This window comes from Bradyrhizobium sp. USDA 372 (genome assembly GCF_053629095.1).
On the sequence record NZ_JBRJHR010000001.1, the window covers coordinates 2,075,446 to 2,090,661 of the forward strand.

Genomic DNA, 15,216 nt, shown 5'->3' on the forward strand with positions numbered 1-15,216 from the left:
GCGCCTCACAGCTCGTAAGGCACAGCCACATCATGAGCCGAGAACAACTCCGACAGCTCATCGATTGTGAGTCCAAGAAGGTGAGAAATACGCCGGACGGCAACGCGCCCCTCATCTAAAGCCCGGGCAATTACCTCCACAAACGTCTTTGAGAAAAGAGGCAGAAGTTGCTGTTGGATTTTCATCCGCCCGTTGTTTCGGAGCTTGGTTTCAGGAATCCGCTGGGCTACGGCCCTCTCGATACGCTCAGCACCCACCAAGCGCCAGCGCAACGCGGAAGAAGTCACCCCAAGCTCCTCGGCAGCATTGTTCAGCTTGGCGATCAACTTGTCTTCTGACAGGGCTGACCAGTCGCCAAAGCGATCGAGGACCGCGGCTGGCATGAGCAAAGCTGAAGCAAAGCTATCTGCAAGCTGTTCGACTCGATTTCTTCGAGCCGGGAGCGCCTCTTCGAGATGTTCGGGGGGCATCGCATCCCAAGTGAGGATGTGGAAGAGTTCATGTGCCAAATCGAAATTGCGGCGCCCCGGCGCCTCACGACGATTGATCAGAACAACATCCAGCTCCGACAAGCGGCAGGCAGCCCCGGACACCCCTTCGATCGGATCAATCATCAGAACGAGAATGCCAAGCTCGCGCTCCATCACTTCGGCAAGACGAGCGGCCGGCACTTTTCCAAGGTTAAACTCGGTCGCAAATCGCTCCCCTGCCGCTGAGGCGTCCGCGAACTGAGATTCCTTGTTTAGCGCCAACGCATGCCGCAGCAACGGAGGCTTTCGCCCCACCTCGGATCCCAGGGTCCGAAAAGCAGCGATGAGACGCCCGGCATCGACCTCGTAGTCTTCAAGCTTGCTCTTGTTCACCCCGGTCTGTCGCCAGGAAAACTTACCTTCACCGGCTAACAGAAAAGGATCAGTGAAGTAGTCCAGCTGCACGCCGAAGATCTGCCCAGCACGCAGCAGCTCGTCCGCCGATACCTTCCGTTCACCTGTCTCTATCGCTGACACGGTCTGACGGTCCTTGAAGCCGAATTGGCGCGCGACCTCGTCCTGGGACAAATTTCTTTGTTCCCGCAATGCTTTAAGGCGTGTACCGATGGGCGCCATAGGGTCGATCCTACATCTCTCTCAATGCAATATATTCTTGCAACTTGACAAATGCAAGACCCGTCACGCCATCAAGCTCTGGACGTGCGGCCGAAGCGCCTGGTCAAGCTTGATCATTCGTTCAGCCAGTTGCTGGTGAACGCTAGGCCATTCCGCCTCGGGAGTTCGATATCCGCCTGCCACCACCTTTCGAATCCTGCAGCCGCGGCTCTCAGGTAACTCCTGCCACTCTAATGGCTCGCCAAATATCTGCTCGATCTTCTCTTGGCTGGCCTTCAGCGCATTGAAGAGCTTGAGGTTGGTGGCTTCGCTGTTGGGGCCTTGATCGATGTACAGCTCTACCTGAGAGTCTCGCTCTCGAGTGGCATAGTTCAGCTGGAATCCTTGTCGTAATTGTAAATGCCAGGGGCACGGCCTGAGTGCAGATCGGTTTTTGTCTTCGCAAGCTTGAGCAAGTCCGACCAGAATCTGAACCGAAGGTCGTCACGTTCGGCCCGCTCCGCTCGCCCGGCTTGCTCCTTCGCCTAGACTTGCGTCTGACAGTCGGCGGCTTCTGGAAGCGGAATAAGCTGCTGCACATCAACCAGCAGGCTGCCATCTGCGTCGCGATAGGGCTTAGTCGTCATCGCTAGTTGCCCGCTCCAGTTCAGCGTCGCCCCCTTCTCTCACGACAGGAGCCACTCCGAGCACAAGTTCTTCACTGTGGCGCTCCGCATTCAAGGCAAGGAGCCGGTCGAAAACCTCATCCCGGAAATCGGCGGGCCAAAACAAGCGACCGCGGTAGACATGGCTTTCCTCGTTCTCATCGTTGAGAGACAAAGGCAGGGCGCGAGCAGCCAAATCGTACCAACCATAGGCTTGCAGCACGGCTTTATCCATTTGCGCATGAAGTTCGCGCATTCTTGTAACCTCTTGCGTATTATGGAGTGGGTCATGAAACTGATTGTAAATTTCGGTCATTCCCTGTCCCCGCTGCCCCATCAGCATCGCTCGGTAGTCATCATAGCTCTGGCCGGCGGCTGCTAATTCCGATGAACTTGCGAAGAGAGGCGGAAACGGGAAGGTTTCAAAGCACTCTGAAGGCGAGTAGTTGGCCGTAGCTCCTCTACTCGCCCCAAAATATCGCGCCCATAATTCGTGAACCCGAGACTGTATCACTGCATATGCCCCATATCGGTCCATTGTGATTACAGCTAGACGAGTGCTCGGGATGATCCGAGTCGGAACACGGGCAAACGCGTGATGCTTCGAAACGCGAGATGTTACGATGATGGCGCTCAACGCGCGCATCTTTTTGTAAAGTGTTGGACGAGACCACAAGAACTGCCACCACGGCGCTCGCGCGACTCGCGCACTCTTGCTCATCCGGTAAGGCCGAACTTTTCTTTCTAACAGTTTGTATGTGCCCGGATACTTTGCCTTTACCTCGGCCTCTGTCATTTGCGCGAGGTAGATAACCTTCCGAGCAGGCGTGAAGCTCGGATCCTCCGTCACCTCCTCGCCGCCAAGGTATGGAAATATTACCTCGGAGGTTTGTGGTTCATGAGTAATTAGATCTGCAATCTCCGCCTCTGCTAGCGGGCTGTTGATGACAAATCCCTCGCCATAAGGAACGAAACCCTCAAAGCAGCTGTCTTCGTTGGCCTTCAGCTGGAAGGGCTCGTGATCAACTGATCCTGCGTTCAGGAATGAATTGATCTCGGAAACATTGCCGCCTTCAAGGAAGCATGGCGAGATAAGGAGATCCTTCGCAAGGTGAATTTGCGAAACATCGACGTTCGCTTCGCCTGGCCAGGGCTGCTTCTTAATTGCCCGATAGATCTGTCCACCGTGCTGCCGTAGCCACACCAGTGCGGCCTTTCGGGTGTCACCCTCGGCCACCGAGCTGGTAGTGACCAGACCTGCCGTCCCCGTGGATCTCAACAACTGGAAGATTCTCCGAATGAAGTAAGCGATAAGGTCAGCCTTGTCGCCTTCCGCCATCACGTTCGAGGCGATCCATTTGAAGTATCCAGGCGAAATAGCTCCTGAGATTTTTGTGCCGCCCAAGTAGGGCGGATTGCCAACAATCACGTCGAACCCGCCATCCTCTGGAAGGAAGACTTCTGGAAATTCAATCTGCCAATGGAATGGTCGTAGCTGGCGCCCGTTTACTTCTAATTCCTGCGCCAACGCAGCGAGCCTCTCCCAACTTACCGGAGATCCTCCGAGCCAACTTTCTACCTCGCCGCGCTTCCTCTCCCGATCTCTAGGCTTGTCGGCCGCAAAGAAAGCCGCGACGATAGCATCTCCGATAAGGTGAACATCCTTCACTCTCGCTTCTAAGAAGTGATGCCGCTGCTCCTGAATGGCGCGCGCAATGTCGTCGGGGGCGGCTTGAATTTCAGCGCGTCCCTTCATCACTTCCAGCATGCGGTCCTTCACTAGTCTCCGAAAGAGCGGAAGGCCAGGCTTCGACTCGTCCCAATTTACTGCTGCAATCTGAGTCTGGGTCAATCCCACAAGGCTGTCGCCTGACTTTAGAGCGTGATCGAGAAATGTGAACTCGTGGTCGCGAGCAAGGGTGGCTAGCCAAAGCGACAGTTTCGCGAGATCGGTGGCTAGCGGGTTCTTATCGACTCCATAGAGGCAGCGTTGCGCCACGAGCCGACGGGCGTGCAATTCTTCGTCCTCATCTGGCGGGATGATTGGCCTTTTTCCCGGGTGGTGCGACCAAGCCACCACGAGCCGCGCCGCGAGTGCTCGACAAGCTTCCACCAAGAAAGCGCCCGAACCCATCGCTGGATCGCACACCTTCAGACCCAAAACTTGCTCCGGCGTCGCTTGGATACCAAGTCGTTCGAATGCTGGCTGTACTGCATAGCGAACGATCGGTTCGGTGATGGTCCTTGGTGTGTAGTGGCTTCCTGTTCGGCGGCGCTCACCTGTCGGCTGAAGGATAGGTGTCCCGCCAGCGGTCACATGTCGCTTAGGCGATCCGCGCTCGTCGACTATCGGATCCAAGGCGATCACGAGTTCATCTACATTGGTCGCGGACTGAAGCGCCCTGGTTACGCCAGCTGGAAACTGACCTCTATCAGAAAGCCCCTTCAGATATTTGGCACGATCGTTCGCCTTGGTGCTCGCAAGCCGGTCCAAATCAACAAATACCGGCGTACGATTATTCTTGCCCGCTTTGATCGCAACGGATGGGCCGGATGCGGTTTCTATCGTGAAGCCCATGATTGTCTCGTAGACTGAGCCTATCTGCTCGACGTCCAGTCCTCGATAAGAAAGACGTTCGCGCACCCGTTCTCCCGTGACGGACCGGGCCTCAATGGTCATTAATCCTTCGAGAATGCGCAGAAGCGCGCCATCCCGGATCGTCAACACAGCTGCACTGGAGAGTGGCTGATCGTCATCGCGCCCTTCCAAAAACGGAAAGGCGTTTGGATCAAACAGCTTGCCACCGCGACCAATGATCCACCCTGAAGAGTGTCCTGCATGAACCAACCGAAACAGCGCCAGCAGTTGGCCCCAACCGCCCACGCGCTCGTCCATGGTGTCCGGATTAAGGGAGCGGTCTTCCACAAGCCGCGCGTACAGACCTCGGACTGAGTAGTTTTGCTCATAGATCTCGATCGCGGCGCCGGTCCGCTGGCTTGGCATCAGGTCGCGATCCTCCGCATAAAGCAGGAAGACCAGGCGCATCAGAGTGGTGAGCAGGCCCTCGTAAAGGTGATGAGGACGGTCCGTCGCGAGCCGCTCAATGCGCTTTGGATCGGCGGCGTAAAAAGCACGCAAAAGCTCGTGTAACGCACCAAGCACCTGCTCTGCTAATTCTTCCGAAACACTGCTCTGTGCTTCGCGGGACCCTGCTAGGAGCTTCGGCAGTCGTCGCTCCTCCGGCTCGGTGAACAGCCTCGCGTGGCCCAATATGAGCTTAAGACCCGCAAGCATCGTGCGCCCGGCAACCGTACCAAGGCTCCTCAGCGGGAATGCCAGCCAGCCTGACGTCTCGCCGCGCGGCGCATAAATCAAGCGCAGGTGGGAGCGATCGACGAGGACGCCGATCGGGATCCCGGTGTCGCGCAGAAGTCGTTCAAACTGCTGATGCGGCGGCGCTTCCCATCCATCCAGAACTCCACGGTCATCTGCGCCAACATTCGTCGCCAGCCTGACTAGGATCTGAAATTTGTCTGGCTCCGGCGTTCCCAGCTCTCGAACGGCCCAATCCGGAGAGAGGACTAGATCGTGCTCGTCGACGCGGGTTGACAGCGCAGTTGTTATTGGAGGGCCATCAGGCGCACCCGCGACATAGCGGGACTCCCAACCCAGGATCTGCTCAAAGAAAGACCAGGGATCCCCTAAAGCGGGTTCGTCGGGTTCAGAGTTGAGGAGATCAAAGACAGCCTTAGTGTCCACCGCCGTCTGCTGCGGTGGCGTGAGATCCTCGTCACGGATGATGTTGGGACCTATGACAAGACCAACCGGCCCAACGTGATAAAGCCACTCGACCTGGGGGTCGGCGCCGTAATCGAACATTTCGGTCATTGTTTTCGCGGCCAGAGGTAAACGATTCCAACGGGCTCGAGGCGCTCCGCGCGCACTTCATAGGACTGGAGCACTCGTTTGGGTTCTTCGACGAGTTCTCGCTTTAGATCCTGTAGCCGCTTGTCCCAGTGACGCCGATCGGCGTCCCGCTGGCGCCGTTCTGACGGGTCCTGGAGATCGAACTCGAGCTGATCAGCGTCCTTTCCTGCAGCTGCCTTCCGGATCCGTTCCTGCTGCGCCAAGAGCAACTGCTCGAGCGCGTTGGACTCGCGGATCGCGATTTGCGAGAGGCTTTGCTCGGCGGCCTCAGCTGCAGCCTTGGCACGGTCAAGCAAGGCGGGACGCAGATCCGCAATGTCCCGCTGAACACCTGCGAGCAGGCGATCAAGAATTTCTTGAGGCGGCACATCGGCCGTCTTGAGCGCTTCTTCCAGCTCATCCAATGTAGTTTGCTCTCCGGCCCGTCCGAATGCACGCAGCCCCTCACCCGACCGCGCTGCCTCGCTCCAGAGCGCTGTCACCGGTATGATCTCTTCGTGAAGCCTCGCGGCCGCCGGCCCGAACAATGCAAGTCGACCGATCAACACGATGCGCGGCTGCGATCCAGAGCTATGGATAACGCTGGCCCGACTGAGGCCCGCCTGGAAGCCGTGAGAGATGAACCGAGCGAGCAGTCGGCGCACAAGGCGATGTTCAGCATGAAGGTGAACCACACCATCCGCATCGCGACCATCCGAAAGGATCGGTGGCTCGAAAGCAATGGCGCGGACGGGCTTCTCGGCGCGCCACTCGGCGAGCTGCCGGCGCTTAGGCGGGCGTCCATCCCGAAGCTCGTCGAAAAGATCAGCCCAAGAGGCATCCTTCGCGAACGCTGGCGACATAGGATCAATATGGAAGCTTTTTCCACGGTCCCACGCCGACGAGGGAACGAGCGGCACGTTATCGCGAGCAAGAGCCGTTTCGACCACCGAGCGCAGATCCTCTGGGTCAATCCCAACCTGCCTCCGGGCATGTTCAAGCTCGCGATTCAGAGAACCAAGCTCACGCGACAGGCGCTCCAAGCGTTTCTCTTCTTCATCGGCCATTTCGCGCCGTGCGCGGCGGACGAATGCATCGCCATTTTCTGCCTCGATTTCACGAGCGATCGAAGCCGCCGATGTCCGAGCAATGCCGTTCGCACTGAGCTTCCGATGAATGTTCTCGGCAAGCACTTCGCCGGCCGAGCCAAGCTGGTTACGAATGGTCTCCGTCTTCCGAACCAGGGCCGCGAGCACCTGATCTTCGGCCCGCTGCGGATAGACGAAATAGCGGCACGTCACTTCATCAGCAGGTTGAAGTTTACGGTCGATCCGTCCGTTCCTCTGCTCGAGGCGTGATGGATTCCACGGGAGATCAAAATGGATGAGATCGTGGCAACGTGTCTGAAGATTGATGCCCTCGCGGGCGGCGTCGGTGCAAAGAAGGATCCTGAGCGGCTCCTTGGCTGGATCAGCATTGAATGCCAGTTTGATCTTCTCGCGTCGGTGTTGCCCCGTGATCCCGGTGAAGGTAGCGATCCGGGCATCGCCAAGGTCGGTCTCAGCAAATGCCTCGTTGAGACGGCGCTCAAGCCACAGCCGCGTATCCTCCCATTCGGTGAAAATGATAAGGCGGCGCTCGTTCCAAGCTCGCTCGCCGTTCATCAGGTTTGATTTGATCCATCTGATCAGCCAGTGGACGCGCTCATCTGCAGAGCGCTCGTGTCGCTTGGCGATTTCAAGCATCCTCTCTGCACGAACGATGGCTTCCTCCAAGTTTTGAATGACGGAAGCAATAGTACTTGTCGCAGCTGAAACAACCTCATCCTCCTGATCCTGAAGGAGCTCTAAGACATACCCTTCATCCGCGGACTCGTTGTACTCCAGCTCAATCGCATCGCTTGCCATGAGGCCTGCCGAGGCTTCAGATGCCGAGCGCTCCTTCTCCGCGTGAGCCAAGTGACGCTTAAGGGTATCGACGTGTCTTCTGAGGCTTCGCGCATATGCAGGTATAGATGAGAGCAAGCGCTGCTGCAGACCCGACATGACGAAGCGGGCCCTGGCGAGCGAAGAGCCCTGCAGCCCGATCTCGCACCAGCTGCGATAATCATCCAGGAGCGTCGAGAGGACCAGCTCTGGGGTATCCTCCGGAAGTCCCGAGAGAACGATTGGTTCGACATTTCGCTTCGGGAACTTTGAAACGTGCAGCTTGAGAAGATCACTCTTCAAGCGACGTACCATGACCGGTTCGAGATCGGCCGGCTCGACGGCAACGCCTCGAGTAAACCGTTGAGGATCAAGGATCTCAAGTAAGGACGAAAAGCTGTTGGAATGCCCGTTGTGGGGAGTCGCAGAGAGGAACAAGCGGTGCTCGAACCGCTCGGCCAAACCGCGGACGGCGCGGGTAAACTGGCTGTCAGTTGCGTAAGCCACCCCACTCGCCGGCGCTGCGTGATGCGCCTCGTCGAGAATGAGCATGGAGCGCGGGCGGAAGTTTCCAAACAGCTGGGTCAGGCCACTGGAATATGACTCATCGGCCAACAGGCTGTGGGAGATGATGAAGCGAGATCCGACTGCCCAGGGGTTGGCCGCGAACCCGTGGCTCCTTCGCACGGCAGCGAGATAGTCCCGATCGATGATCGTAAAGCTCAGGCCGAACTTCTGAGCGAGCTCGTCCTGCCATTGTGCCGTCATCACGGCTGGACAGGCGACTACGAAATAATCGACACGCCTGCGAAGCAGCAGCTCTCGCATGACGAGACCGGCCTCAACTGTTTTGCCTAAGCCGACGTCATCTGCGATCAGCAAGTTGACGCGCGGCAGTCGAAGGGCCTTGGCCAACGGAAGGAGCTGATAGGGGTCTAGTCTTATGCCAGCTCTGAAAGGAGCCTGGAAAAGATCCCGGTCTGCTGCCGTAGCGGAGCGCCACGTCACGGCCTTCAAATGCGCCGCGAAGACCTGGGGATCATCAGTTCCACGCTGCCCAAGCTGGCGCCACAGGTCATCTTCGACCTTCTGCAGATCGATCTCTGAGCCGAGCACGATGCGCAGCCGTTCACCTTGGGCATCATCATCAAGGCAGGCAAGATCCAGAGTTTGAGGAAGCCCAGCCTCGCTTCCCTCAGCCTCAATAACCCATTCTCTTCCGCGGACGCGAACGAGATCCCCAACCCCGAGCTTTTCTACCTTATTCATACGACGTGACGCCCCAGCCGAGTTATTGTTGTTGCTTGAAAGTTGCCTCGACGCAAGCGTGCAAGAAGCGCCTAAAGTGCGGGGACCCCGATCCCTGCACCGGGCGGATGGCAACGGGTTCGCTTATCGTAGGCCTGACGCGGCTAATAATTCCCCAAAAGTCGATATTTTGGGATGCCGTCGGCTAAGGCGAGTGGCCTCCATCGCTTTCTTTCCCGGCATTTGCCGCCCGCATCCGACGCCATCGCTCCGCTTGGCGATGAATCGCCGCGAGCTTCGCTGCGGGCCACGAAAGCGTATTCAGAAACTGGTCCACCAGCTCTACGGGTTCGTAGGCATCCAGGGCCCGCAAGTTATTCCAACTAAGCGCATTAGACGGAGCAATGCGCCTGAGCTCCGCCTCGACAGCAAAGAGATCTGCCTTTGCCAGACCTGGCAGCGGAACACCCACTGCTCGGCAGTGCGCGCGAGCGAAAAGCCTTCTAAGTTCTTTCGCTATTCGTCCCTCCTGCAGACAAGAATGGATGCTGTTCCGATCATGGAACATTCGGCCGGCGTTATAGATGGTCGAGAACTTGTGGCTGTTGCCATCGCCGCCGACGTGGTATCCGGCAACGCGCCTGCGGATGCCCATCTCCGTCACCCCGATATAGCGCGGCTGTTCAGCGTGATCGAACAACAAGTATATCCCCTGCCCTTGAGGAAGATTGTCTAACATTGACGGGCGCGTGTTCAATAGAACAGCCAAAATGTCGGCGGGACTCATTGACAAGCTTGTGAGGCATTGGAGAACGCCTGGCAAGCTGTAAGGCGCCCGGAGGAAGCCGATCAGAACTTGAATCCCCAACGGGCGTCTAGGCCCAATGTAAGCGTAATTCGGTGAGATGAAACCGAAGTCGAGCGCTCAAAGAGAAGCGGCAGGTTGTGAATCTGCTCGCGAGCGAGTTGCGTCGCATTGTTGGCGATGGACTTGTGGCTGACGCCCCCGATCGCGGCGTAAACCCGGATGTTTGTCGGTGTGGAAGCGTCCCTGCTGACGACGGTAAGGCTTTCGCCAGTCTCCTACGCTGTGCCGCCCTGGGGTAAAGGCGGACGCCCTATCGCCGTTTCAAGGCTGCGCGTGGACTCGCGCGGAGCGATACCCCATAGTGGGGCAACTGGTACAAAAGTTTGATCGCTCATCGGAGCCGATCAGAGAATATCGCTGTCAATTCGAATAGGCCCGCCGGAACTGGACTCTTTTCGTCGTCTAGCCATTCGCGCCTCGGCACTCCGCCGGGGCGTTTTTCTTTGGAGAAACCATGAGCAACCGACTCTTCTACGATCCCGATACCGCACGGCCATACGTCGGCTTCAAGTTATCAGCGCACCAACTGGCTGCGCTGGATGAAGCGCGCCTGAACCTTCGTCAGGGCAGGTCGGAGTTCGTGAGGCAGGCCATCGAGGAGCGTCTGCAACGGCTTCAAGCCGCCGCGAAGTAGCCGCCAAACGAGAAAGCCCACGGCGTTGGCGCGCCATGGGCTTGAAATCTCATTTTACTCAACGTCCGACCAACCAAGATCGAACTTCACGAATGACCTTACACAAAAAAACCGAAAAAGACAACGGCCAAGGCAAGCGCGCATCAAACTCCACCGTCAACGACGCGCCTGGTTCACTGCTTGCCGCGACCCTATTCCGGCAAGCGCTCGACCGAACTGACATGCCGGCTTCCGCCCAAAAGATCGGCGGGTTCATCGTGCGGTTCTTCAACGTGAAATATGGCTACGCATGGCCCACGGTCGCTCGCATCGCGTTTGAATGCTCGTGCAGTGAGGCGACGGTGTATCGAGCGTTCCAAGAAAACGATGGACCGTTGAGGGAATGGTTCACGGTGGGCAAGGTCATCATCGATGGTGACGAGCGGAATACGTACGCTCCGAATTGGGCAAAGGCCGCCGCCGTCAATCGCGAGTTCGAAATCCGGCTGGAGGAGTGGAAGAAGGCTCATGCCGACGCCAAGAAGGCCGCGAACGACAACCGTCAGGACCGGAACGACGTTCCGCAGGGTGCGGAATCTGGTGCCGGTGCCTCTCAAAGTGAGAGGTCGCGACCTCGCAAAATGAGAGGTGACGGCCTCTCAAAGTGCGAGACAATAGAGGTTATGGCATCGAACCTATCCGATAGAAGCGATATCATTCCCGATCACTCCGCTCCGGGAGTGTCCGCGCGCTCCTCTCAGAGGGGGCGCGCCTGCGGCGCTGACCGGCATAGCAATGGTAATCGGCCCGCATACAAGCAAACCCGGGCGCGAGCTGATGAGTTGCTAATGGAGATCAAGCGAGTATGGCCCAAGCCTTCTGAGGATGCCGAACATCAGCCTCGGGCCGACTCCGCGAAAGCGGAAGCGATCCACTGGCACAAGCTCCTCAAGTCAGGCATCGCAGCCAGCCGCATTCAACGCGCCGCACTGCACTACCTCAGTGAAGTTCCGGACGGTCAATGGCCGCGCAGCTTCGTCAGCTTCCTGACAGGACGGCTGCCAGACTACCTCGACCCCGATCAGCCTGACTTGTTCATCCCGGAGGACGAATTGGCCGCCGCAGAGCAACCGCAGGCGAATGACAATGAGCAATCTTCCCAGCGCATGGCGAGCTAACCGGGAGCTCCTCATCAGTCCCGCCGGTCAACCTTCAAGGTGCCGGCGGGCCCATGCTGCACCGGGCGACCCCAGCGAGGGGCAGCCCATCACCATCATCACCATGCCAGGCCGCCAGAGCGCATCACCGAACGAAAGAATATGCCGTGACCACTTCACTTGATCAGCCCACCGACCGTCACAATTTTTCCCGGCCGTCAGAAGAATCCGCCGGCCGCTACCGCATCACCATCCGTGAAGCTGATGGCCGACATGGCCGGTTCGAAATCACTCTGGCAGACGGATCAACCGTCCCGACTTCCCGAACGCCGCTCCTATCCGCGGCTCGTTACCTGCTCGGTGAAGGGGCGAACCCTTCCGCAGTTGTCGAGATGCGTCACGCCAGCCGGCCTGATACCGTCGCCGCATTCGGGAGAGTGGGCGCACTCGCAAAGCTCGATGTTCGTGAGGATCAGATCAGCGGCCCCCGCTTCTGTAAGTGGCGACCACCACCGCAAGACCGGGTCTAGACGCTGCGGGTATCGATTGCTGGTGCGTCCTTTGGAGAAGAGGCTACTATCCTAGCTCTCCGCGGAGGAGTGCTCTAAGCGCGTTGCACGGCATCGAGTGCGGTCAGCTGCTGGACAGACAAAGGCCCCTCGCGGGGCCTTTTCTTCATCAATGGGTGTAGAGCGACCCGCTACCGTGCTGTGCGCCAGGAAGGCTGAACGAGACGTTATACCGGAGGTGGCGATATCCGAGCTCCTCTGCGACAACGCGCACCGCCTTACCTGCGGTCGCCAGCTCTGCGTCAGTGAGTACTCCAAACTCTTCCCGGATCAGCTTCTGCATCAGGGCAAGGGCCGGAATGTCCTCCTCACCAGCTACGCGGATAAGATTGCGCGCGCGGTCTCCACGGAAAACGACCAGAAATTTTTTGAGAGTAACAGGCATCAGAACCTCTTTCGGTGGGCAATCAGGACGGAGCATTTTCCGCTCCGCCCCTGCCGATGCCGTAATATGGCTACCTGGGAGGCACTCGAAAGAGATTCTCCAGATTTATTTTGGCCTGACCCCCCAGCGTTTGGTCGCCCGTCAGACGACCAGCGATTACACTCCCGCCTTTTAAGGCGAATTATCAATTTCAGCCAATTTGCTCTTTTGCCGCTTATTTTCCAGGCGAATCGTTCGTCTGAAAGTCCCTCGAATTGTCTAACATTTGCTGGCAACGCCTGTTTTCGATAAATCCGAATTTGACTCCTCGGCCATATGAGTGTATATAAGAACCTATTATGCGCTAAGGCCGTCCGGTGGTGATCCCCCGCGACGGCCTTCGTGTTTCTTACCCCCACACTATCGCAACAGCCGTCCGGACCGTCCACGCGGTGCGCCGGGCCGATTTCCGTTCGCGACAAGGAATCAAACATGATCGATCTAAACAGCGCTCGCTATGAGCCAACTCGCACCATTGGCGTCGTTTTGCCCGTTTCCGTCGCTAATGCCATCGAAAAACAGGCATCCTCCGAGATGATCGGAAAGTCTGCTTGGATGCGGCGCGCGCTCATCGCCACCCTTCGTCGCGAACATGAGGCGGCCTGAAATGACCATGGACTCAATCGAGGACGCCGTCGTCTCTGCGGCACGCGCCAAGGGCTACCAACTCAACAGCGCGACCATGATGATGGTCGCGTGCGATTTGGCTGGATCGACCCTGGATGGAGACAGCCTAGTCCTCCCGGGCAAATTCTCGCTGAAGATCGCGGACTATGTTCGTGATCTGCATGAAAGAGCGCCAAGCGGCTTCAGCAAGGTGCAACAGCTCGACAAACCGGCCGACGAACGGACCATTTCAGAGCTTCGCCGAAAACGATCGCTCGACCCTGCTTGGCATGACCTCCGGGCCAAAGCTACGGGTCTCACCCGAGATATGATGAATGAAATCGCTGCAACTCGCTGCGAAGAGAATGGGAACTGACATGACACGACGACTGCGCAGCGCAATTTCAACCCGGGTCGCCATCGAGGCAATTCCCCCAGATGCCCGCGAGCAACGCGCCAGACACCTTGTCGCTCGCGAGCGAGCGCAGCGCTTAGCGGCGGCTCAAGTGGAGCTGGCTATGGCGGAGCGGACGCATGCGGACGCCCTCGCGCTTGTGCCAGAAGCAGAAGCCGCCGTAGCAGCCGCCAAGGCACGGCTCGCGGAGATCGAAGCAGAGATGAGCAAAGCAGCACTGGCCGCCTGACAGGCAGCCGGTTAGATTGGACGGCGGTTCGGCCTCTCTCCAGAGGCCGCCGTTCACGGGGGAGCGCGCGACACGATGAGACAACTCGCCGGACTTGCGTTCGCGTTGGCCATCTTTGGCGCACTCCCCGCCGTTGCCGACCCGTACTGCCAGCCGACCAACGGTCGCCATCAGATCGCTAAAACCGGCATCGTGTGTCCGGTCGGATATCTGGCGTCGGGAACCTGCTGCATCGCTCTCCATGCCGACTCGCCACGGGCTTTTGCCCGTCTGCCCGGCCGATCGTGTCCTACCGGGACGTTCACCAGCGCCGGCAGCTATTGCGTGTCACTGCGGTAGCCTCGCCAAGACGCGCTGCACTTGCACCGGTTGCCAATTTCCATTGCCGAGCGCGGTAGGAATGCCGGCCTTGTTCAAGCCATTTGCAATCGCCCGTAATGACCTTGCGCCGTCGGCCTGTAGCTTGCGGATCGTCGGGCCGATATCTGCTGCATGTTTCGTTGTGCGCTCCAGTAGGGCTTTCCGGGAGGCGTCCTGCATCTTTGCACCGGGTACAACACCGCGATTACCGCCGAGCTTCTTCCCCCGACGTTTGGCCGCTGCCAGTGCCGCCTTGGTGCGGGCAGAGATCATGCCGGCCTCCAACTCCGCCACGGCCACCATCTGCTGAAGAAGGAAACGGCCGGTAGCGCCTTCGATCACGGGCAGGTCCGCGAACCGAACGTCGACGCCAGCCTCAAGCAGGCGGGACAGGAAGGCGACAGAGCGCGTAAGGCGGTCAACTTTCGAGACCACCAGCGCAGCCCGATGCAGGCGCGCCGCGGCCAGTGCTTGCTCCAGCGCGGGCCGGTCAGATCGCTTACCCGACTCCACCTCGGTGAACTCGGCTACGATCGTCCAGTCGCCGCCGTTGAGATACGCCGCAACCGCGGCGCGTTGAGCCTCGATGCCGAGACCAGACTTACCCTGCTTGCCAGTGGATACCCGGTAGTAGGTGATGAACTTCCCGTTGTGCTGCGCCATGGCCATGTTACAAATACTTCAACGTCCGTTGACGTATCTGTAACGGAACAAGAGTCGTCCCGTCAACGAAAATCTTTCGATCGTCGGTCCTCGCCCAAGGCTCCGTTGTGCTGAGGCCATGGTGAGAGGCTGAGCTGCCGCTGCCACGTAAGAGACTGCCGTGATCAGTCACCGAGCCCGGCGCGCCCCTGCGTCGCCCGTCCGCGCGTCCCCGCTCGCGTGGGTGACGGTCAGGATCACCGGCCCAGTGGAGGCTGTCTGCCGCTGACGGACGGCGCCGGCTGCGTCGCCGCGATCGACTGGACGCAGTCCGATCAATGCTGCCGCTTGTCACGGTGACCGACCCACGCGACCACGGCCGGGCTTCTCGCCTCACCGTCCGCCGCGGAGCATCACAATCACCATCACGTCCTCGCCCCTGCACAGGCCAGTGAGGTTTCCCAGCGCTCGCGAGCGCGGGAGGTGTGAAGGCGAGATTTTTT

General features: G+C 58.7%; 12 protein-coding genes. 5 read left to right on the forward strand and 7 right to left on the reverse strand.

The window, feature by feature from the left end; translation table 11 throughout:
* Positions 1-5: 5 nt before the first annotated feature.
* The 5 genes from AB7M16_RS10085 to AB7M16_RS10105 all read right to left on the reverse strand — a co-directional run bounded on the left by AB7M16_RS10085 (position 6) and on the right by AB7M16_RS10105 (position 9,533).
* Positions 6-1,106 carry a helix-turn-helix domain-containing protein gene (locus tag AB7M16_RS10085; protein ID WP_453943806.1) on the reverse strand — a complete coding sequence of 367 codons (1,101 nt, stop codon included), beginning with the start codon at positions 1,104-1,106 and terminating at the stop codon, positions 6-8.
* 63 nt (positions 1,107-1,169) lie between these two features.
* Positions 1,170-1,574 (reverse strand): DUF4268 domain-containing protein, encoded by a 405-nt coding sequence (locus tag AB7M16_RS10090; protein ID WP_453947153.1) that lies wholly within the window; start codon positions 1,572-1,574, stop codon positions 1,170-1,172.
* Between the two features lie 147 nt (positions 1,575-1,721).
* Positions 1,722-5,639 carry an Eco57I restriction-modification methylase domain-containing protein gene (locus AB7M16_RS10095; protein ID WP_453943807.1) on the reverse strand — a complete coding sequence of 1,306 codons (3,918 nt, stop codon included), beginning with the start codon at positions 5,637-5,639 and terminating at the stop codon, positions 1,722-1,724.
* Positions 5,636-8,851 (reverse strand): DISARM system SNF2-like helicase DrmD, encoded by a 3,216-nt coding sequence (gene drmD / locus AB7M16_RS10100; RefSeq protein ID WP_453943808.1) that lies wholly within the window; start codon positions 8,849-8,851, stop codon positions 5,636-5,638. The genes AB7M16_RS10095 and drmD overlap by 4 nt, the downstream gene beginning before the upstream one ends.
* A 184-nt stretch (positions 8,852-9,035) precedes the next feature.
* Positions 9,036-9,533, reverse strand: a complete 498-nt coding sequence (locus AB7M16_RS10105; RefSeq protein ID WP_453943809.1) for a hypothetical protein — start codon at positions 9,531-9,533, stop codon at positions 9,036-9,038.
* Positions 9,534-10,152: 619 nt separating this feature from the next.
* Here AB7M16_RS10105 and AB7M16_RS10110 point away from each other — a divergent pair.
* Positions 10,153-10,332, forward strand: a complete 180-nt coding sequence (locus AB7M16_RS10110) for a ribbon-helix-helix protein, CopG family (RefSeq protein WP_453943810.1) — start codon at positions 10,153-10,155, stop codon at positions 10,330-10,332.
* Positions 10,333-10,424: 92 nt separating this feature from the next.
* Positions 10,425-11,489: a hypothetical protein gene (locus AB7M16_RS10115; protein WP_453943811.1), complete on the forward strand. Its 1,065-nt coding sequence runs from the start codon at positions 10,425-10,427 to the stop codon at positions 11,487-11,489.
* Between the two features lie 657 nt (positions 11,490-12,146).
* On the opposite strand, the gene AB7M16_RS10120 is transcribed toward AB7M16_RS10115, so the two are convergent.
* A complete protein-coding gene (locus AB7M16_RS10120; RefSeq protein WP_453943812.1) occupies positions 12,147-12,422 on the reverse strand; it encodes a hypothetical protein in 276 nt (91 codons plus the stop codon).
* Positions 12,423-12,893: 471 nt separating this feature from the next.
* On the opposite strand from AB7M16_RS10120, the gene AB7M16_RS10125 reads away from it, so the two are divergent.
* The 3 genes from AB7M16_RS10125 to AB7M16_RS10135 are packed head-to-tail and all read left to right on the forward strand — an operon-like array spanning position 12,894 to position 13,711.
* Positions 12,894-13,067 carry a hypothetical protein gene (locus AB7M16_RS10125; RefSeq protein WP_453943813.1) on the forward strand — a complete coding sequence of 58 codons (174 nt, stop codon included), beginning with the start codon at positions 12,894-12,896 and terminating at the stop codon, positions 13,065-13,067.
* Between the two features lies 1 nt (position 13,068).
* The gene (locus AB7M16_RS10130) at positions 13,069-13,443 is read left to right on the forward strand and encodes a hypothetical protein (RefSeq protein WP_453943814.1); all 375 of its coding nucleotides are present in this window, start codon (positions 13,069-13,071) and stop codon (positions 13,441-13,443) included.
* 1 nt (position 13,444) lies between these two features.
* Positions 13,445-13,711 (forward strand): hypothetical protein, encoded by a 267-nt coding sequence (locus AB7M16_RS10135; RefSeq protein WP_453943815.1) that lies wholly within the window; start codon positions 13,445-13,447, stop codon positions 13,709-13,711.
* 327 nt (positions 13,712-14,038) lie between these two features.
* On the opposite strand, the gene AB7M16_RS10140 is transcribed toward AB7M16_RS10135, so the two are convergent.
* Positions 14,039-14,734: a recombinase family protein gene (locus tag AB7M16_RS10140; protein ID WP_453947155.1), complete on the reverse strand. Its 696-nt coding sequence runs from the start codon at positions 14,732-14,734 to the stop codon at positions 14,039-14,041.
* Positions 14,735-15,216: the final 482 nt, after the last annotated feature.